Genomic DNA, 20001 nt, shown 5'->3' with positions numbered 1-20001 from the left:
ATAAATCACATTAACGATCATGAGCCTTTTAATCGCAAAAAATGCCGAAGCCCCTTTGGACTTCGGCATTTTTCATACAGGAACGCACATAAGAAGATAAACACCTAATGGTGTTGATCGCTTGTCTTGCGTCCAAAGCGAGCCTAGTGTGCTCGCTTTTTGCTTGTTTATTTTTCTAAAAATTTCTCCGGATGGTTGCTGAGGATGGCATCTTCGATTTCGACGATGCGGTATTCCACCACATCGGCCAGTGTCAGCGGGTCGTTTTCGAATTCCGACAACACTTCATCTAAGTGATTGCCTCTAACCAAGCCGAGAAAGCCGTGGGCCTTATCGCCGAACATGAGGAAATCCCCTCGATCCATGCCCGCTTGTAAAAAGTCATGGAATTCTTCCTTCAGCGCCTTGTTTTCGTCATCGTAAAGTGAAAAGTTAAAGGTCTTGAACTTGCCTTCGACGAGATAATACTTCATAATGCCTCCTTAATGACCGTGATTTTTCCGTCTTCAAAGCCGATGCTGTCTTCTCTTTCTGAAATGGCCGCCATAACCTCTTCAGTGATTCGCTCTCCGTAGGTGACGATGGGAATGCCCGGCGGATAGGGCGTGATGTTTTGTGCCGCCACTCGGCCTTCGGATTCGCCGATGGCCACAGATTCCGTCTCCATAAAGAAAGCCGCCCGCGGCGGAAAAACCGCTTCCGTTTTCGGATATATACCCTTCTCGACGCCTGTCCTCTCTTCTTTCTTCGGCAAGGATGCGATGGCACGAATCAATCGATCCACATCCTCGTCTGTGTGATAGGGCGACAAAATGGCCAGGGCATAATAGTCGTCGCCCATTTCAAGATAAATGTCCTTCTCCGCCAAAAGAGATACCACGTCGTCGCCGCGGTAGCCGGGCAGGTGGAAGAGAAATTTCATGGGATCCGTGCAGGCCACAAAGGGCCCCCGCGCCTTGACGACAGTGATTTGCGGCAGGCGGCTTTCGATCCGCGCACGATGGCAGAGAAGCTTCTGCCAATCCATGTCCTTCCCCGCCGCCACGGCGTATTCCGAGGAAAGCATGAGCAAATAGGACGGCGAGGTGGAAAGAAAAAGGCCCATGCCCTTTAAAAGCGTCTCCTCCTCCACATGGCTATTTATGTGCAAAAGCGCCGCTCCGGTAAGGGCCGCCATGGTCTTGTGCAACGACTGCACCGTGTAGTCGGCATGGCGAACGGCGCTCTTCTCCGCAAGGGGCGTAAAGGCCCAGTGAGCGCCGTGGGCCTCATCCACGATGAGGATTTTGTTTCGGGCGTGGACGATGTCTGCGATTTCTTTTATCATAAGTCCCCCGCCGAAATAATCGGGACTCGTCAAAAATACGGCGGAAATCGACGGATCCGCGTCCAAGGCCCTAGCCACGTCCTCGGGATCCACGCCGGAAAAAAGCCCCGTGGCCTCATCCACCGGTGCCGGCAAATAAGACAGACGGAGATCCAGCGCCACCGCCCCGTGAAAGAGGGACTGGTGGGAATTGCGCTGAATCAAAATCGTCTCCCCGGGCTTCGCGGCAAGGTAAAGGGCCAGCTTGATCCCTGTGGTGGATCCCGCCGGGACGATGACGCTTTTTTTCACGCCGTAAGCCGCGGCGATTTCAGCTTGGGCCTCGGCAATGGCCTCCGTGGGATTTAAAAGATTGTCCGCCCCGGTGACCTCTGTCCAGTCGTCCTTGAAGTCGAAATCGAAAGCCACGCGGCCCCTATGCCCGGGCATGGCGAAATTCACCCCGCCGCGAAGGCCTTTTACGGCTTGATATAACGGCCTTTTCATTAATAACCGTAGCGTTGCAGCCGCGCGTTTTTCTGCTCTTCCGTCATGCTGTCGTAGACCGCCCGAAGCTTTCTGAGCATCTCTTCTTTTTCAGAGAAGCGGCCGATGACCGGCGCCGTGTTGTAGGCGTGGACGCCGAAAAACAGTGCCCGTGGGTTGAGATCCAAGTGCTCCAGAAGGTGGATTTCCTCGAGAAGAATGTCCCCTTCCGTCAAGGGCACGAATTCCCCTCGCGCCACTTCTGCCGCAAGCTCCGTGCCCGCGTGCACCGAGGTGGTCAGGGGCGAGACGCTCAAGGGCTGATGCTTGTTTAAAAGTGCCGCCGTTTCCTCGGCATGGGCAAAGCTGTCTTCTTTCCCGGCAATGCCGGACATCACCATGCAGATCCAGTCGATGCCGGCTTCTTCAAGCTTGGCCAGCTCGCGGTACTCGTCTTCTTGGGTGCAGCCTTTTTTAATGCGCTTTAAGGTGGGATCGTGGGCGGTTTCGATGCCGATGTACAATTGATTGTAGCCGGCCTTTCTCAGCCGCTTCAAATCCTCCACACTTTTATTTTTTATATCGAAAATCGACGCATAGCAGGTAATGGTCTCGATATTGGGCAGGTACTCGTAAATCCAATCGGCGATTTCTAAAAGATAGGCCGTATCTAAAATAAAGGGGTCGCCGTTTAAAAGAAAGATGCGATCCAGCCGATCGGCATAGGGCGAAAGCTCTTGGAGATCTGCGATGACCTGTTCCTTCGGCGCCTTTCTGAAACTTACGTCCTTATACATGGCACAGTAGGTGCATTCATTGTGGGAACAACCCACCGTCACTTCCAAAAGCGGGCTGTAGGCCTCTCTCGGCGGGCGAAATGTTTGTCCTGTGTAGTGCATAAAATCTTCCTTTCTGTTTCTGAACTTGACTGTTGTCTACTTAACTATACCATGAAAGGCCGTGGAAAGCATGAAAACAAGGAAAAAGCGACCGGATGCCGATCGCTTCTCTATTTCATGGCGTAAAATTATTTCTTTGCCATAAGGGCGTAGGGCACGGCGACGAAGAAAATTCCGCCGATCATATTGCCCAAGGTTGCCGTTAAAATATTGTAAAAATAGCTTCCCATGGTCATGGCCGTCCCCGGCGCCATAAAATCCAGGGATAAAAGCACCATATTGGCAACGGAGTGTTCGAAGCCCGCCGTAAAAAAGATGACGATGATCCAGAAGATCATGATGAGTTTCCCCGTCTCCGAGGTCATTTTTATGGAGCACCACACGGCGAGGCAGACCAGCATATTACATAATATGGCCCGCAAAAGCAACGCGCCGAAGGGAATGCTCACCTTCGCCGCCGCCACCGGTGCCACGGCGGCACAAAAGGCCTCGGTCATAAGGCCCGTGTGGGCAAAGATCCAGGCGAGGAGAATGCTCCCGAGCCAATTGCCCACGTAACAGATCACCCAAAGTTTCAACACATCTTTGGCCGAGACCGTTTTTTCCATAAAGCCCGTGGCCATGACCATGTTGTTACCCGTAAAAAGCTCCGCCCCCGCCATAATGACCAAGCTTAAGGCACAGGCGAAGGACATGCCCATGAAAAGTTTCATAAGAGGCATGGAGCCCATGGCGCCGATGGTAAAGGAAAGCAAAATACCGAAACCGATAAACATCCCCGCCATGAGAGACGAGGCGAAATAACCTGTGGGGTTTTCATTTAAAAAACGAACCTTGTCCGCCGCCGCCTGAGCGACGCTTTCTACTTCTTTTCGAAACATAAAACACCTCCCGCAAATACATCCTATCGCCGCGTTTTTGCAGATACGCGGTTAAGAAAAAAGAGCGCACCGGGCGCCCTTTTCTCGCCTCTTCGGCGAAGCAACTTTATTTAAGATGCAGGCGTCGGGGAGGAATCCTCTCCTTCACCTAATGCCTGTCGCTTGTTTTCCTGACGCGCTTCTTCCGCTTGTTTGATGCGATTGTAGGCGTGCATAATCAAGGCTACGGTAACGACACCGTAGGAGATGAAGGTACGGAAGTACTCACCCATCATGGCATCGCCGGTTAAGATACGTCCGGCTTGAGGCAGAATAATAAACATTAAGTGGAACAACATGGTTCCGATGACGGCATTGGGAATGGTGGCCCGCATAACGCTGGCGCCGCCGACGAGAATCGACGCTGCCGCATAAAGGGCCGCTTGGTCTTGCCCGGCGTAAGTGGCCAGGGTACCGATGTTTTGCAAATAGATAATTTGCCCGTAGCAAGCGAGCACGGTGGAGATCACGATGGATTGTACCCGCACTTTGTCGGAGTAGATCCCGGCGTTTCCGGAAATCACTTGATCCATCCCGACGGCCTTCATGTCGTGGCCCAGCTTGGTCTTTTTAAACCATACGATAAAGGCGCAGAGCAAGGCGATGATTAAAATGGTAACCACGGGAATGTCGATGTTTACCCTTTGGGTAGCCGACACGGGGAAATTAATGTTGTAAAGCAAGATGTTGTCGATGGCGTGACCCGAGGTAAGGGTGATGGAATTTTTGATCCCGTAGCCTTTCGACAAAATCATGGCCTGATTGTGCATGGGCACCAAAGACCCGCACAGATAGAGCAAAAAGAGCATGTACACGCCCAGCATAAAGAAGGCGAGCATCATGGAGGTAATCATTTCTCGTCCTCTGGCACGATTTAATACGTGGCCGGAGAATTTACCCAGCAAAATGGCGATGGGCGTACCGATTAACACGGCGACTAAAATGCCCGCCGGCCCTGTAATGCCCCAGTCTTGGGCAAAGATCAGACCGATTTGGCCGCTCATGGCGCCCAAGGGGATACCGAAGTTAATGCCCATGCCGGCGACAATGGGGATAATCAAAGAAAGGACGAGGAAGGTGTTGCGCACCATGCGCTTTCCGATTTCCGAAGTGACATAGCTTAAAGGCGGCCTGGCGATCCATAAGCCGATGGCGATGATGATAATAAACAGAATCGGCACCGCGTATCGCGACAGCTTTGATGTAAAGGACTTATTCATTATTGTTCCTCCTGGTCAATGCGTAGACGATCATACCGTTGGTGACGATCAATCTGAGTACTTCCGACACGTCGATATTAATGGCCCCGTTAATGACCGTCGGCGTCAAGGTAATAATCCCTTGGAACAGGAAGGTCCCGATGATGACATTGGGAATATTTGCCTTGTTAATACTGGCGCCGCCGATTAAAAGGGCCGCCACGGTTTGGAAGGTAAAGGACAAGGGCGATTGATAAAGCTGAATAAATCCGTAGGATTGTTGATAGACGATAATGCCCACGGCGGCGATGACGGTGGAAAGAATAACCGAGAACAGACGCATACGGTTAATGTTGATGCCGCCGGCTCTGGCGTATTCGGGATTGGATCCTACGGCGGTCATTGCCGTACCGGTTTTCGTGCGGAAGAAGGCCCACACGGCCAGGGCCAAGACGGCGAAGATCAAATACATCCCTACGGGAATGCGCACGCCGAAAATGTGGAAGCTAAGGAAGTCCGTCAAGACGCCGGTGGAGCTTCTGGTGCCTGCGGCATCGACGGTGTTGTGCATCCAGTAGGCGGCGACGGGAATTTGTTGGGAAAGGCCTTTACCGGCGTAGCTCAATACGGAGACCGGATTTTTGTAGGGCAGGATCAAATAGATCATGCACATAAAGGCCGTAAAGGAATAGCCCACATAGGTGGCGATCAACATTTCGTCGCCTTTGATTTTATTGAGTAAGACGCCATAGCCCCAGCCGAAGACGACGGCAACCAAGGCACCTAAAAGCATCCCCAAGAAGATGCCGGCGAATCCGGTCAGGCCGAATTCAATGCTGGTAACGCCACCTAAAATACCGGCGACGATGCCGATGGGCAAACCGAAGTTCAGCCCGCAGCCCGATTGCACCATGGGAATCAAGCTCAGTACCAAAATAGAAAACATGCCGAACCGGGCCAAGACGTTTTGAATGGAATCCGCCAAAGACACGCCGGCGGCCGGTGCCGCGGCAAACAGGGCCAATAGGAATAGACCGATGATCAGTCGAGGCAGCCCGATTCGTTGAATCCATGTTTTATTCACGTGTATCCACCTCTACTTTCTCACCACTCATTAACAAGCCGAATTGGCCGGGATCTGCCGTGGCAGGCAAGATGCCCGCAATGCGCCCTTCGCAAATGACGGCGATACGGTCGCAAATGCTGCGCAATTCTTCTAATTCTGAAGAAATCATGACGATGGTCGTCTCTTCTTCTCGATTAATCTTTTCAAGGGCGTTTAACACCAATTCCTTGGCGCCGATATCGATGCCCCGCGTCGGTTCCGATACAAACAAAAGCTCCGGATCCATGCACAAAGCCTTTGCCAAGCAGACTTTTTGTTGATTGCCCCCGGAGAGATTCCCCGCCTTTTGGTGGCCACCTGTGGTTTTAATGGCCAGGGACTGAATGTATTCGTCGGAAACCCGTTTCATTTCCGCTTCATCTCTAAACCGCATACCCAAAACCCGTTTGATGAACTTGTTTTGAACCTGCATGGCGTTAAAGGAGATGTTCCAGTAAATGGGCTCGTCTAATAAAAGGCCCACGCCTCGTCGGTCTTCGGAGACAAAGGCGATCTTGCTTTTTAAAATTTTATTGGTGTGTCCGAGGGCCAGGGGCTTTCCGTGAAATTCCACGGAGCCGGATACGGGATAGGTGCCCAAGATGCCGTTGGCGATGCCGAGTTTGCCTTGGCCGGCGAGACCGGCGATGCCAAGAATCTCCCCTTCCCGCACGTCGAGATTCACGTCGTAAACCTGTTCGCCGGGCATATCCACAGCCAAATTTCGTATGCTCAGGGCCACTTCTTCGGACACTTTCCGATTGGGGTCTTTTCCTTCGGGGCGAATGCCGTTTTCACGGCCCACCATCCACGCAGCGATTTGGTCGATGCTCAAGCCTTCGTTCTTTCGGCTTTCCACGATTTCTCCGTCGCGAAGCACGACGATGGAATCGCAAATGCTCAGAATTTCACGCAAACGGTGGGTAATGAAGATAATGGCGATGCCCATGTCCGACAACCGTTGAAGGGCCTTCATCAGTTGATCGGCTTCCGATTCGGTTAAGACGGCGGTGGGCTCGTCCATAATAATGAGCTTCACGTCTTCGCGGGTAATTTCCCGCGCGATTTCGATAAACTGTTTATGTCCTACAGGCATTTCGGAGACCATCCCTTTCGGGTCGATGCTCACGCCTAAGGTATCGAGGGATTCGCCGGAGAGGGCGATGTTTGCCTCCGTGTCAATGGTGGCATACTTTTTTCCGAAGATGGAGGAGATCACCGATTGCTTGGTGCGCTCCATATTAAACGTAATATTTTCGGCGGCGGTGAACCCGGGAATTAAGTTAAATTCCTGGTGTACCATGCCGATGCCCGCATCCAAGGCGTCGATAGGTGATTTAAAATCAATGGGTTCGCCGTTCAGTAGGATTTCTCCGTCGAAGCCTCCGGTTTCCCGAATGACTTCCATTCCGAAGATGATATTCATTAAGGTCGATTTGCCTGCGCCGTTTTCGCCGACCAGCCCGAGGATTTCACCGGGCTTTAAGGAGAAGCTTACGTCTTTTAATACGACGTTTTCGCCAAAGCGCTTTTCGACATGTCGGACCTCCATCATGTTCTCAGCCAAAATTTACCTCCTAATGAGAAATAAACCAACGAAGATCGCTGGTTTATCTCCAATGCATATGATCGTGTGTTGAACGATTATTCACCTGTTTCGCCTTCAGCTTGTTCTTGCGAAGCTTTAATGGCATCCAAGTCGATATTCATGGTCATGTATTTTTCAGGTACTTCGACCTTATCCATGCCCAGGTAACCCTTGCCGTAGACATAGGTGTCTTGTGCAAGCAAGATGTGGTTGTCTTTCTTTTCGCCGCTTGCGCGATCCACGTAGTTAACAGCCATCCACTTGGCACCTTCGGTGTAGTTGTCGATGCAGTCGATGATGTTGTCGATATTGGTCAGTTCCATTTTGCCGTGGAGTACTTGTTGTACTAAGTCAACGGCACCTAAGGTGAGGGAGTAACCTAAGGAGTATGCCCAGGTACCCATGCGACCGGAACCGCCGGCTGCGACAACGGCTTTTTCAACTTCTGCATTGATGGCTTTCCAGTCACCGGCCTTGTCTTGAATGTCCACGGAGAATGCTTTCGGATAACCCATAATCGGGGAAGGTAAGTCTTGTTCTACGAAGATGGCGCCGCCGGCTGCAACCCCTCTTAACAAGGGTTCCGTGTGGGCGTCATTGGTACAGAAGAACGCCGTGTCCTTACCGTATTTGTCGATCCAGGGTTGAATGTTTTCTGCAATGTATTGTTGTGCGCCGGGAACACCGATGTCGGTGGTGGGGTCAGGTGCGTTTAAGGAAATAAATTCAAGACCTAAGTCCTTGCAGGCTTCTTCCATAATGGCACGACGCAGAGCCAAAAGCTCGATGGACATGTGGCGGGGGAAGGTAATGTGAGCAAACTTCGTTGCGCCCATGTCTTTTGCTGCCTTGATGATGCGGTAGCCGCGGCTGACGTTGTCGGCATCTAATACTAAGTCCGAGCTGTTTTCAGCCATTACCGTATCTTCTTGTGCGGTTAAGTTGATTAAGATGATGTCCGGGCGTTTGGCGCGGATTTGTTGGAATGCGGCGGAGGTTCCGGGAACGGCTTGGTTCACGATAACAGCACGCATATCCGGGTCGTCTGCCATGGCGACAATTTTGGAAATGGTGGTTTCTTGTTCCGCTTCGAAACGGTCGGGGTAAGTGTCGTGGCGAATCATGCCGCCTTCGTCGGCGTTGCCGTATTTCTTAATGGCTTCTTGAGCCGCACGGAATTCGTCTTCCGCTTGAGATACGGTACCGGTTACCATACCGATGTGAATCGGGTCGCCGTCTTTTAAGGTTTCAAATTTTGCGCGCGTCGCTTCTTTCGGTGCCTCGCCGCCTTTGTTACCGGAATTTCCGGTATCGACTTTGGTACAGGCCGCCGTAAAGACTAACAGCATCATGGCTACGAGAGCCATGGACAGAATGCGTCTTCTTCTTAGTTTCATAGTCATCTCTCCTAAATCCCTAAGTCTTTTTTCTGCACTTAAGTTTTTCCTTAAGTTGCTAATATTCTAGTCTACTAAAGTCCGAAAGTCAAGGAATTATAAAAGTCTTTTCTAGTTTCCCTCTTGAAACAATTTATAATAAAAAATCTTCCCCGTCGCAAAAAGGACAGAGAAGATTTTTTCTCGTTTGTCTACATAATTTTGGTCTCTTCCAAACGCTCCATAAAGCGGTCGTTTAATTTTACAATGGGCTTTCTGAGAACGAGGCCGAGCACCAACGATCCGATCAAATAGATTTGAAGGATCAAAAGGGACCGGGTGTAGGTTGCGCCGTAAAAACCGGCGATGGTTTCTTTCATGGCATTCATGCTGTGTACGAAGGGCAGGAAGGGATACATGGTCCTGAAAAATTTCGGCGCCACGTCGATGGGAAAGGTCCCGCCGCTGCCCGCCACCTGAATCACCATGAGCACGACGCAGATAGCTTTTCCGATGTCGCCGAAGGAGACGGTCAGGGTGTAGATGACCATGGTAAATACCATGGACGCCACCCAGGTTGTAAAGAGAAAATGAGCCGGATGCAAACACTGAATATCCAAAAAGTACAGGTCGCCCAGGGCGATGAGCAGGCTTTGGATGGTGGCGATAATCAGAAACAGACTGAGCCTTCCCAAATACTGCTCGTGGGGCTTAAATTCGCCGTATTTTTCTTCGTAGGACGCCGGCGTCTTCACGTCGATCAACGCCACCTGGATGACCGCGCCGACCCACAGTGCCAAGGTCGTGTAGAAGGCCGCCATGGCCGATCCGTAGTTTTCCACGGCAAATATGTGGTGGATGCGCGTCTGCATGGGCTTGGCGAGAAATTGGCTCAACTGTTTCGTATCTTCCGATAAAAAGAGTTTTATCTTGTCCACGCCTTCGGAATTTTCCAATACCACGGTTTTGTCGTAGAGGTCGTCGACGGATTGTTTCGCCCCGTCGATTAAATCAATGGAACGATCCATATGATTTGATAGATCGGACAAATTTCCCTGAAGCCGGGCCGACAGGCGGGCCACTTCCTTCGCCGACTGACGGGCATCGGCCCAGAGTTTTTCTGTATCTTTGCCCACGCCGTCCAATTGATTTTGAACGGAATCCAAACGCGCAAACATGGTTTCGTTGATTTCCCGGCGAAGGGCATCTAAATTCTCTTGGTTTCTCTCTTTGCTGTCGAGAAATTCACGGCGCAGAGCGGCGATGTCTTCGTAGGCTTCGGCCTCCCCGTCGTCCACGGCCTTGAGGTCCTTGAGCATGGCCTCTTCGTAGCCTTTGCTTCGGCAAATTTTTTCCGCCGCCCGTTCCAAGCCCATAAGGGGAATGGGGAGCTCGTCATTGAGATCCGTGATTTTTCTCACCATCTCTTCTTTGTCTTTGATGTCCTGTTCCAAGGTGCTGATCACGGCCCGACGATTGGCCACAAAGCGGTCGCGCTTCGCTTCTCCGTCTTCGAAAAGATCGTCCACGTCGCCGCCTAATTTTTCCATGTAGGCGATGTTTTTATCCAAGGCCGTTTCCATGTTTCGGCGAAAGAGGTTTAATGTGGATTTTAATTCATTTAAATCCTTTCGATCTTCCTTCATACGCCCCATGTTTTCGTCCAGAGCGCTTTTGGACGTATCCATGAGATTGTCGCCGCTTTTCATGACCACTTTCGAGGCCTCGGCCAATTGTTTAAAGGAGCGCAGGGTGGCGGCCTGCACACTTAAGGCATCGCTGCTTTGGCCCAATTGTTGCTGCAGCTGATCCCACAGCCCGTCGACGCGGGCATTTTCCCCGTCTTCTTTGAACGTCAGGAGGGAATCGAAGACCGTGTCGTAGAGGGTTTTCGTGAAGGTTTCTTTCACCCAATCGGTTAGATTGCCCGCTTCTTTTCCCACAACTTTCGGGGCGATGGCATTTTTCTTTTCGTTGACGTAGTACTCCAGCTCCGGCGCTTCGCCTCCGGGAGACAGGAATGAAAACATCTTTTCACTGAAATCGGCGGGAATAATAATGGCGGCGTAATAGGTGCCGCTTTTCACGCCTTCCACGGCATCTTCCCGATCCGTAAAGATCCAATTCACCGTCTCTTCCACGGCGAGGTTCATTTTCAGCTTCTCGCCGATGTCAAAGGTTTTGGGAATCAAGGTGGGCTCGTAGCCCTTGTCTTCATTGACCACGGCCATGGGAATGTTCTCCGTATGTTTGTAAGGATCCCAGGAGGCGGCAATGTTAAACCAGGCGTAGAGGCAGGGAATCAAACTAATGCCCAAAAACACCACGAGGACGATGCTGTTGTTTTTAATTCTGGAAAAATCTTCCTTAATATGGTTCTTAATTTTATTCATGGGCGTCCCTCTCTTTCAATCGATCCAATACTTCCGATTCGGAAAGGGCCAACCACTCCGCTTCCACTTCGTAGCGGCGGCGGTAATATTCAAGCCAAATCAAATAGGTGGCAAAGGCGATGATGGAGGCGACCCAAATGACCAGGTAGCGAATCTTGGTGTCCATGCCCAGGAGCAGACAGAGGGAAATGCCGGGTACCAGGGCCAGAGCCACAAAGGCATAGTACTTCTTTTTTTCGTAGCCGGCAAAGAAGCGCGCGTGCTTATCCTTCACCTGCGCCAAGCCCCGAGTATCTTGGGATAAAATCATGGGGATCAAGTCGCCGCTCATAATGCTTTGTTTCTCCGGAAGATCGCCGTGGATCAGCTCGCTTTCCGCCAGTTTTAAATCGAAAATATGGTTGAGACCGCCGAAGATCCGAGGACCGACCAGGCCGATGAAAAGAGACAGGGGCAAATAGGCCAGCAAAATCAGCCAATATTTTCCCAAATGGAATCCATACACGCCGAGCATGGCCTCCCGCATGGCGTCGATGCCGTAGTGGAAGGGCAGCGCGGGATAGATGGAGCGGAAAAAGGGCGCCATCATTTCGATGGGGTAGGTGCCGGAGGCGCCGGGAATTTGCAGGATCAGCACGATAACGGCGATGGCCTTGCCGATGTTTCTGAAAGTGGCCGCCAAGGAATAGATCATGGACACATAGGCCAGGGAGGACAAGAGGGCCGTAAGCACAAAGAGGAAGGGATGGGCGCACTGGACCTTTAAAAGCCACAGGTCGCCGACGCTGACGATAAGGGCCTGAATCAGGCCGATCGAGGCAAAGAGGGCCCAGCGGCCGACGTAGGCTCCTTTAAAGCTCAATGGTTCCACGGACTCGTCTCTGTCTACGTCGATTTTTATAATCGAAATAAGAATCATGCCGCCGACCCAAAGGGCCAGGTTCGTGAAAAAGGGCGTCATGGCGCTGCCGTAGTTCTCGCTTTGATAAACCACGTGTTCGTTGATCTTCACCGGACTTTCCATAAAGGTGGTAAATGTCTTTTCGTCCACATGGGTGGCCTCGCGAATTTTTTCGTAGAGGGGCCCTCGAGCCAACTGCCCCAAATCCTTTTGCAAGCCGGAAATGCTGTCTTGGGCCCGCTTCAAGCTATCCAAGCTGTTCGCCACGGTTTTGTGCGCCTCTTCGGTCATGGCCTCCATGTCGCCGAGCAGGCGATCAAATTCGTCCAGGAGCACGGGCATGGTGGATAAGCTTGCAGAAAAATGTCCTTCCACTTGATTCAGCAAATCGAAGCTTTGATTCATGATCGGAGGAACGCTGCTCCGAAAATCCAGTCTTAAATCGTCGAGGGCATCGGAGGATTCCTTCAGGCGATTTTGAATCGTGCGGTGGCTGTCTTCGAGAGAGATTCTCGCCGATTTTATGGCCGCATTTTGCTCCCTCGCGGCGTCCAAGAGGGCGCCGTTCCTTTTATTGATTTGCTGCCAACGCCCTACGACATCCAGGGGCCGCGCCTCTTTCGGTATGGGCGAGAGCGTGTCCAAATCCCTCAGAATTCGTCTGTTTATGTCGTTAATCAATTCCATGTCCACGAGACTGCGCTCGATGCGCTGTTTTTCATAAGTAAAGTCTCGGTCCAAAGATAAGTACTTTTTCTCGGAATAGGTGTCGGCCATGCGCGCCATGCGATCCATGTCGTCCATCATGTTTTCGTAGGCGCCGGCGATTTTTTCACTTTGCCGCCGGGTCTCTTCCAGGAGCGCCGAAGCTTCATCTAAAGTGATTTCGCCTTTTTTTACCGCATCCTTTAAAGCCGAGACGTCCTTGCGGGCGCCGCGGCTCAATTCCGACAGGCGATTCAGCTCGCCGTCCATGTTTTTTAACACCGTTTCATATTCCGCCAGGTTTTGACTCACCTTGCCCAGGCTTTGAATGGCGTCGTCGCGCTTTTCCTCCGTCTCGCCGCGGAAATCCGTCGTGGCCTTCGCCACTTTTTCCCCTAAAATCTCCGAACTCATGGCCACGAAGCGACTGTCGATTTGTGCTTCCAGAGTACCGAGCCCTGTGGAGGTGATCTTCGGCGCGATGGCGTTGAGTTTTTCGTTGACGTAGTAATCCAGGGCCGGGAAGCGAATGGCGCCTTCATCTAAAATGGACAGAAAAGACGAGGAAAAATCCGAAGGAATGACGATGGCGGCGTAGTAATCCCCCGCCTTTACTCCCTCGATGGCCGCCTCTTTATCCACAAAGGTCCACCCGAGCTGGTCGTTCTTTTTTAGTTCCGCCACGATTTCGTCGCCGGCATTAAGGTCCTTCCCCTGAAAGGGCACGGCGGTGTCTTCGTTGGCGACAGCGATCTTTACCTGATCCAAATTTCCGTAGGGATCCATGTTTGCGGCAATATTGAACCACGCGTAAAAAGACGGAAGCAAAGAAATGCCCACGAGAACGAGAAGTGCCGCCTCGTTGGTCAGTATCCGCTTAAAATCCCGTTTTAAAATTGTCATTACTTTTTTCATAAAGGCTCTTTCCAAAATACGATTGATCCGTACCGGTCGCTAAATGGTTTTCTCCGATTTATAATTTTTACCCGCCACAGGGGCAAATACACAATCTTCCGTTCTTTTCCTTCTCCATTTATTTCCCATATTTTGAAAATAAAAAAAGACAGGCCTCAAATCAAAACAGGATCTCCGCAGAGATCCCATGGCTGTTCATCTATGATTGTTTTACATTGCGAATTAACTTCGTAAAAAGCAGAAGCAGGCCGCCGAAGAGGACGCCGATAATCAGGCCCTTTGCCAATGTCAGCGCAAAAAAGAACAGCGACAAGGCGACGATAAGCCCGCCGTGAAGCATCGGCCCGCCGAAGAGCACTTCTTCGCCTTCAGGAGATATGCCCCGGCCGCGGCGCAATTCAAGGTGAAAGACGACAAAGCCGATCCCCGCAAGGGCCATGCCCCATGCGGCGATGAAATTCGTGGTCGCCCGCATAAATCCCGCGGCCATTACCCCTTGCCTCAATAAAATCATGGCGATGCCGAGAATGGCATAGCATCGTAATCTTTTTTTATTCAAACTTTGCAAATTCATTCCCCATTTCTTTCACGGTTTTCTACATGATTTTAACACAAATCCCGTAAAGGGCAATAAAAAAAGCGCAGATTCCTCCGCGCCTTTGTGTCTTAACCGATGAGCATAAAAATGAAGTGCGCTGCGATGCCCGCCGCCAAGCCGCCGATGGTGTGGGACAAAATTGCTTTGCCCGCCAATTCTCTGGAATCCAAGGCGTCCATCATGGCGATGTGGGTGCTTAAATAACCGGACCAGCACATGCCCATGGCCGTAAAGACGGCGATGTCGTTGGGCAGGGCCACGCCCGTTGCAATAAAGTTCGGTACGAGGGAAATCGCCGCCCCGACGGCGCCAAGTGCCGTAATGGGAAAGGCGATGGCTTCCGGCGATTGGAATCCGAAAATCGGTTCAAAGATAAATTGCAGCTTTTGACCGACCAAGGGCAAAAATTCCACGCCTTCGTAGGCCGCGCCGGTGTATTGGCCACCCTCGCCGGGTCCGAAAGTAATCATCATGACGAAGGTGCAGACGATGAGCACGCCGGGGATGACGGACACGCCCATATCCACGCCGTTTCTTCCCCCTTCGAGGAGCGCATCCAAGGTGCGTTGGAAGAGATTGCCTTCGCGAATGTAGCGGAATTCATTTTTGCCTTCGAGATCTTCCGCCGTCAAGGTTTCGTCGTAGGGATCTTCAGCCGCGTCGCCGTAATATTTTTTCGTTTGAATCAGCATCAGGCGCACGCTGACGACGGAGCCGATCACGGCGCCGAGATTTCCTATAATGGCCGGCGCGATAAATTCCTCGCCTTGGGCAATCATAAAGGTGGTGACGATGAGGCCCATGCCGAAAGAAGTCCCTAAATTGCAAAGGGCGGGCACTTGATACTTCCTAAAGTATTGGGTAAAGGTCTTGTCCTTTGCAAAGGAAATAATCGCCGGATTGTCCGACAAAAAGGTGGCCACGGCACCGGTGACACTGGCACCGGGAAGTCCCCAGACGGGTTTCATCAAGGGCGCGAAGATTTTATTAATCAGGGCGATGGCGCCGAATTCCGACATGACGCCGCTAATGGCGCCTGCCAACACGGCCATGGCCATAATTAAAAAGACCGTCGACAAGAGCAGATCGTGGGCCGTGGCCATCATGGTCTTGAACATCATGCCGACGCCCATTTTGTGACCGATTAAATAGAATCCGCCGAGAAGTATAACGAGAAACACAAAGGTCTCGACACCTATGGCTTTTACTTTCTTCTTTCCGTTCATGCTGTCCATAAAAACCTCCGTACACCTGTTTGCGCCTAAATTTTTCGGATTCATCTCCGGTAACAGAGAATTGATTATTTAAATGTATATTATAATCGAATTTCTCTACGAGATCAATCAAATCTTCACGGCCTCTTAAGGAAAAATAAATCGCCCAACTCCTTTTTTATGACGACTTTTTCTACGAGAATTTATCTCTTCTTTCAATTAACTACGTCTCGATGAAAAGCATTCTATGAACCGGAATCCCGACCCCGACCGTCCTTCCCGTCAAAAATAATTTTTCCTCCTATCGTTCTTTCGTGCGTGAACCTCCGCCTTGGGATTCGCTTTATCGTCGATGCGGCGGTTCGCTTCCCTTGTTTCGTCGACTTTCCCGCCTGCCGAAGATGGGCGCGCAAAATCGGGCCGGGTTAACCATTGCAACGGCTGTCCCTGAAAATTTCGACCATCGAATCATTCGGTCCGCACATTTTAATGAAGCTTCGTCATTTTTCTCACCTTTGATTTAAAAAACAGCCGAAAATTTTTGCCTCGGACCGTGAAAGTTTTAACTTTCCCCTTTTCCTTCGTTCATTTTTTTGTTTTTTCAATTTACATCCGCCAATATTGTTGTTTGTCGACAAAATTCTTTAGAAATTGTGTTTTTGATAGAATTCTGAAATTCACCTACCATTTTCAGAACCCTTTGTATATAATGTTTTTTGAGGACGAGGAAGCCCGATGTGTTAACGTTTTCACACAACCCTTCCCCGCACCTGTCGGTCCGCCGACAATAGAACATCATCTCGAAAGAATGTTAAGGAGTGTGTACATGACCGAAAAAGTCTATAAGTCTATGGACGGTAACGAAGCGGCGGCTTATGTCTCTTACGCTTTTACCGAAGTAGCAGCAATTTTCCCGATTACCCCTTCTTCCCCCATGGCAGCCTCAGTCGATAGCTGGGCAGCTGACGGCAAGAAGAATCTTTTCGGACAAGAAGTACGTTTAGTAGAAATGCAAGCCGAAGCAGGTGCTGCAGCTACCTTGCACGGTTCGCTGGAAGCAGGCGCATTAACCACGACCTACACCGCATCTCAAGGTCTGGCCCTGATGATCCCCAGTATGTTCCGTACCGCCGGTTCTCTTTATCCGGGCGTTATGCACGTTGCCGCTCGTACCTTAGGTTCCCACGTTCTTTCTATTTACGGGGATCATTCCGACGTTATGGCTTGCCGTCAAACAGGCTGGGCCATGCTCGCATCCGGCGATGTTCAAGAAACCATGAACTTGGCCGCCGTCGCCCACTTGGCAGCCATTGAAGGCAGCGTACCCTTCATGCATTTCTTCGACGGTTTCAGAACCTCTCACGAAATTCAAAAAGTCGAAGTCTTCGATTACGAAGATCTGGGCAATCTTTTAAACTGGGATGCCGTCGAACACTACAAACAAAACGCCATGAATCCGGAACGCCCGAAACAAAGAGGGATCGTTCAAAACCCGGATACCTATTTCCAATCCAGAGAATCCATTAATACCTTCTACGACCGTCTTCCCGAAATCGTAGAAAGCTACATGAACAAAGTCAACGAATTAAAGGGCACGGACTATCGCCTCTTTAATTACTACGGCGCAGACGATGCAGAACACGTCATCGTCGGTATGGGTTCTGTCAGCGGTTTGGTTAAAGACACCGTCGATCGCTTAAATGCAGAAGGCCAAAAGACCGGTTACTTACAAGTACACCTCTATCGCCCCTTCTCCAAAAAACATTTCTTAGCTGAAATGCCCAAGAGCGTTAAACGGATTTCCGTCATCGACCGTACCAAGGAACCGGGCGGCAGAGATCCCTTGTATCTCGACGTTTCCGCTGTTTACAACAATACCAAAGATGCGCCTGAAATTTACGGCGGACGCTACGGCCTTTCCTCGAAAGACGTTGACCACGCACAAATTAACGCCATCTTCGAAAACTTAAATCAAAACGAACCGAAAGACGACTTCACCGTCGGTATCGTCGACGATGTTACCTATCGTTCCTTGCCGGTGGATCGCAGCTTCGTTATTCGTAATCCCAAGATCATCAACTGCAAGTTCTGGGGTCTGGGCGGCGACGGTACCGTCGGTGCCAACAAAAACTCCATTAAGATCATTGGCGACAACACGGATATGTACGTTCAAGCTTACTTCGAATACGACGCCAAGAAGACCGGCGGGATCACCAAATCCAACCTGCGCTTCGGCCACGAACCGATTCGTAACAGTAATGCCGTTACCTACGGCGACTTCATCGCTTGCCACAACCAAAGCTACATTACCCGCTACGACATCGTCAACGAAATTCGTCCGGGCGGCGTCTTCTTAATGAACACCACTTGGGACGACGAAACCCTCGCCGAACACCTGCCTAACAAGGTTAAAAAGTATTTGGCAGAAAACGACATTCAATTCTACACCATCGATGCCGTTGAATTGGCTGAAGAAATCGGCTTAGGTCGTCGTACCAACACGATTTTGCAATCCGCATTCTTTAAGCTCGCCGAAATCATCCCCATGGATGAAGCCGAACGCTTAATGAAGGAATTCGCCAAGAAATCCTATCAACACAAGGGCGACAAGATCGTCAACATGAACTACAAGGCCATCGAAGTGGGCTATCAAAACCTCCACAAATTCGACGTTCCCGCCGAATGGAAGAACCTCACCGTGGAAGAACCGAAAGTCGATCCGACTTTATCGGATTACGTCCGCAACATGATGCTTCCCATTACGGAACTTCACGGGGACGATCTGCCCGTATCCGCATTTAAAGGCTACGAATCCGGCTACATCCCCTTGGGTACCTCGAAATTCGAAAAACGCGGCATCGCCGTTCACGTACCCCGTTGGCAACCGGATAACTGTATCCAATGTAACCAATGTTCTTTCGTCTGCCCCCACGCAGCCATTCGCCCCTTCTTGTTAAATGAAGAAGAAGCAAAGAACAAACCGGAAAACTTCCGCAGCCTCCCCGCCAAGGGCTTCGATCAATACGAATTTGCCATTCAAGTGGATCCCCTCGACTGTACGGGATGCGGCAACTGTGTACAAACTTGCCCGGCTAAGGAAAAAGCACTTGTCTTCGAAGGTTTCGAATCGCAACTTCCGGAACAAGAAAACTGGGATTACGCCATGACCTTGTCCCACAAGGAAAATCCCATGAACAAGTTCACCATTAAGGGTAGTCAATTCGAACAACCGCTCCTCGAATTCTCGGGCGCTTGTGCCGGCTGTTCCGAATCCCCCTATGCGAAACTTCTCACCCAACTCTTCGGCGACAGAATGTACATCGCCAATGCCACGGGCTGTTCCCAAGCTTGGGGCTGCGCATTCCCCATCGCACCTTACACCACCAACCACCAAGGCTTCGGTCCCGCATGGTCCAACCTGTTGTTTGAAAACAATGCGGAATTCTGCTTAGGTCTGTACCTGGCTACCGGTCAACAACGTGAAAAGGTCGCCATGGAACTGGAAAAGGTCAACGCCGCCATCGACGACAAGGAAGCAAAAGCTGCCTTTAAGGAATGGGTCGACAACTACAATGAAGGCGAAGGCACCCGCGAACGCAGCGACGCCGTAATCGACGCACTGAAACGTTTGGATCTCGACGGCGAAGCGTTAGTCGCAAGAGACTATGTCCTGGCTCACAAAGAACAACTGACCAAGAAATCCTTCTGGATGTACGGCGGCGACGGCTGGGCATATGACATCGGCTACGGCGGATTGGACCACGTCCTCGCAACCGGCGCCGACGTCAACGTACTCGTCGTTGACAACGAACTTTACGCCAACACCGGCGGTCAATCTTCGAAGGCTACCCCGAAGGGTGCTGTCGTACAATTTGCCGCTGCCGGTAAGAAGACCGCCAAGAAAGACTTGGGTCTGTTGGCCATGAGCTACCGCGACATCTACGTCGCCAAGGTCGCCCTCGGTGCCAATATGAACCACTTAATCAAGGTCATTAAAGAAGCCGAAGCTTACGACGGACCCTCTCTCATCGTCGCCTACTCGCCCTGTATCAACCACGGTATTACCAAGGGCATGGCTTATGCGACGAAACAACAAAAAGAAGCCGTCGAAAGTAACTACTGGCAACTTTACCACTACAATCCTGAGCTCATCGCCAAGGGCGAAAATCCCTTCAAGATGGATTCCAAGGAACCCTCCAAGTCCTATCGCGAATTCCTTATGAGCGAAAACCGTTACGCATCCTTGCTCCGTCGCTCCCCCGAAGAAGGCGAAGAACTTCTCGACGCTTCGGAAGAAGATGCAAAACAAACCTACAAACGCTACAAAGAACTGTCTGAAGAAAACTAATCTCAGCTTTTCTCAAAGGCCCTCGCTTCGGCGGGGGTCTTTTTTCGC

13 protein-coding genes are annotated in these 20001 nt (G+C 51.0%); 1 reads left to right on the top strand and 12 read right to left on the bottom strand.

Features of this window, described 5'->3' with window-relative positions:
• Positions 1-167 precede the first annotated feature (167 nt).
• The 12 genes from WKT05_RS03125 to WKT05_RS03070 all read right to left on the bottom strand — a co-directional run bounded on the left by WKT05_RS03125 (position 168) and on the right by WKT05_RS03070 (position 15626).
• Positions 168-473, bottom strand: coding sequence for a hypothetical protein (locus WKT05_RS03125; RefSeq protein WP_340412866.1), 306 nt, complete (start codon positions 471-473; stop codon positions 168-170).
• Complete coding sequence (locus WKT05_RS03120) at positions 470-1813, bottom strand: aminotransferase class I/II-fold pyridoxal phosphate-dependent enzyme (RefSeq protein WP_340412865.1); 1344 nt, start codon at positions 1811-1813, stop codon at positions 470-472. The genes WKT05_RS03125 and WKT05_RS03120 overlap by 4 nt, the downstream gene beginning before the upstream one ends.
• Positions 1813-2691: a radical SAM protein gene (locus WKT05_RS03115; protein ID WP_340412864.1), complete on the bottom strand. Its 879-nt coding sequence runs from the start codon at positions 2689-2691 to the stop codon at positions 1813-1815. The genes WKT05_RS03120 and WKT05_RS03115 overlap by 1 nt, the downstream gene beginning before the upstream one ends.
• 128 nt (positions 2692-2819) lie before the next feature.
• Positions 2820-3572 (bottom strand): formate/nitrite transporter family protein, encoded by a 753-nt coding sequence (locus WKT05_RS03110; protein ID WP_340412863.1) that lies wholly within the window; start codon positions 3570-3572, stop codon positions 2820-2822.
• 110 nt (positions 3573-3682) lie between these two features.
• A complete protein-coding gene (locus WKT05_RS03105; RefSeq protein ID WP_215507821.1) occupies positions 3683-4831 on the bottom strand; it encodes an ABC transporter permease subunit in 1149 nt (382 codons plus the stop codon).
• Positions 4824-5894: an ABC transporter permease subunit gene (locus tag WKT05_RS03100; protein ID WP_251374905.1), complete on the bottom strand. Its 1071-nt coding sequence runs from the start codon at positions 5892-5894 to the stop codon at positions 4824-4826. The genes WKT05_RS03105 and WKT05_RS03100 overlap by 8 nt, the downstream gene beginning before the upstream one ends.
• On the bottom strand, positions 5887-7482 hold the full coding sequence (locus WKT05_RS03095; protein ID WP_215507819.1) for a sugar ABC transporter ATP-binding protein: 1596 nt from the start codon (positions 7480-7482) through the stop codon (positions 5887-5889). Before WKT05_RS03095 ends, WKT05_RS03100 begins: the two co-directional genes overlap by 8 nt.
• A gap of 77 nt (positions 7483-7559) precedes the next feature.
• Positions 7560-8900, bottom strand: coding sequence for a DUF3798 domain-containing protein (locus WKT05_RS03090; RefSeq protein ID WP_340412862.1), 1341 nt, complete (start codon positions 8898-8900; stop codon positions 7560-7562).
• A gap of 191 nt (positions 8901-9091) precedes the next feature.
• Positions 9092-11272 carry a YhgE/Pip domain-containing protein gene (locus WKT05_RS03085; RefSeq protein WP_340412861.1) on the bottom strand — a complete coding sequence of 727 codons (2181 nt, stop codon included), beginning with the start codon at positions 11270-11272 and terminating at the stop codon, positions 9092-9094.
• Entirely contained in the window at positions 11265-13793 is a 2529-nt protein-coding gene (locus WKT05_RS03080; RefSeq protein ID WP_340412860.1) for a YhgE/Pip domain-containing protein, read from the bottom strand. Before WKT05_RS03080 ends, WKT05_RS03085 begins: the two co-directional genes overlap by 8 nt.
• 199 nt (positions 13794-13992) lie before the next feature.
• Positions 13993-14367, bottom strand: a complete 375-nt coding sequence (locus WKT05_RS03075) for a hypothetical protein (protein ID WP_340412859.1) — start codon at positions 14365-14367, stop codon at positions 13993-13995.
• Positions 14368-14459: 92 nt separating this feature from the next.
• Positions 14460-15626, bottom strand: a complete 1167-nt coding sequence (locus WKT05_RS03070) for a CD0519/CD1768 family membrane protein (RefSeq protein WP_340412858.1) — start codon at positions 15624-15626, stop codon at positions 14460-14462.
• A gap of 805 nt (positions 15627-16431) precedes the next feature.
• Here WKT05_RS03070 and nifJ point away from each other — a divergent pair.
• Positions 16432-19953: a pyruvate:ferredoxin (flavodoxin) oxidoreductase gene (nifJ, locus tag WKT05_RS03065; protein ID WP_340412857.1), complete on the top strand. Its 3522-nt coding sequence runs from the start codon at positions 16432-16434 to the stop codon at positions 19951-19953.
• Positions 19954-20001 lie beyond the last annotated feature (48 nt).

The sequence above is a fragment of the Peptoniphilus sp. HCN-40583 genome, from assembly GCF_037892835.1.
Lineage (GTDB): Bacteria > Bacillota > Clostridia > Tissierellales > Peptoniphilaceae > Aedoeadaptatus > Aedoeadaptatus rachelemmaiella.
This window is presented reverse-complemented; position numbering and strand designations above follow the sequence as displayed.

Bases quoted from the DNA above. Each gene is read 5' to 3' on its own strand.
- WKT05_RS03125 (WP_340412866.1), bottom strand. From the start codon at position 473: ATGAAGTATTATCTCGTCGAAGGCAAGTTCAAGACCTTTAACTTTTCA.
- WKT05_RS03120 (WP_340412865.1), bottom strand. From the start codon at position 1,813: ATGAAAAGGCCGTTATATCAAGCCGTAAAAGGCCTTCGCGGCGGGGTG.
- WKT05_RS03115 (WP_340412864.1), bottom strand. From the start codon at position 2,691: ATGCACTACACAGGACAAACATTTCGCCCGCCGAGAGAGGCCTACAGC.
- WKT05_RS03110 (WP_340412863.1), bottom strand. From the start codon at position 3,572: ATGTTTCGAAAAGAAGTAGAAAGCGTCGCTCAGGCGGCGGCGGACAAG.
- WKT05_RS03105 (WP_215507821.1), bottom strand. From the start codon at position 4,831: ATGAATAAGTCCTTTACATCAAAGCTGTCGCGATACGCGGTGCCGATT.
- WKT05_RS03090 (WP_340412862.1), bottom strand. From the start codon at position 8,900: ATGAAACTAAGAAGAAGACGCATTCTGTCCATGGCTCTCGTAGCCATG.
- WKT05_RS03085 (WP_340412861.1), bottom strand. From the start codon at position 11,272: ATGAATAAAATTAAGAACCATATTAAGGAAGATTTTTCCAGAATTAAA.
- WKT05_RS03080 (WP_340412860.1), bottom strand. From the start codon at position 13,793: ATGAAAAAAGTAATGACAATTTTAAAACGGGATTTTAAGCGGATACTG.
- WKT05_RS03075 (WP_340412859.1), bottom strand. From the start codon at position 14,367: ATGAATTTGCAAAGTTTGAATAAAAAAAGATTACGATGCTATGCCATT.
- WKT05_RS03070 (WP_340412858.1), bottom strand. From the start codon at position 15,626: ATGGACAGCATGAACGGAAAGAAGAAAGTAAAAGCCATAGGTGTCGAG.
- nifJ (WP_340412857.1), top strand. From the start codon at position 16,432: ATGACCGAAAAAGTCTATAAGTCTATGGACGGTAACGAAGCGGCGGCT.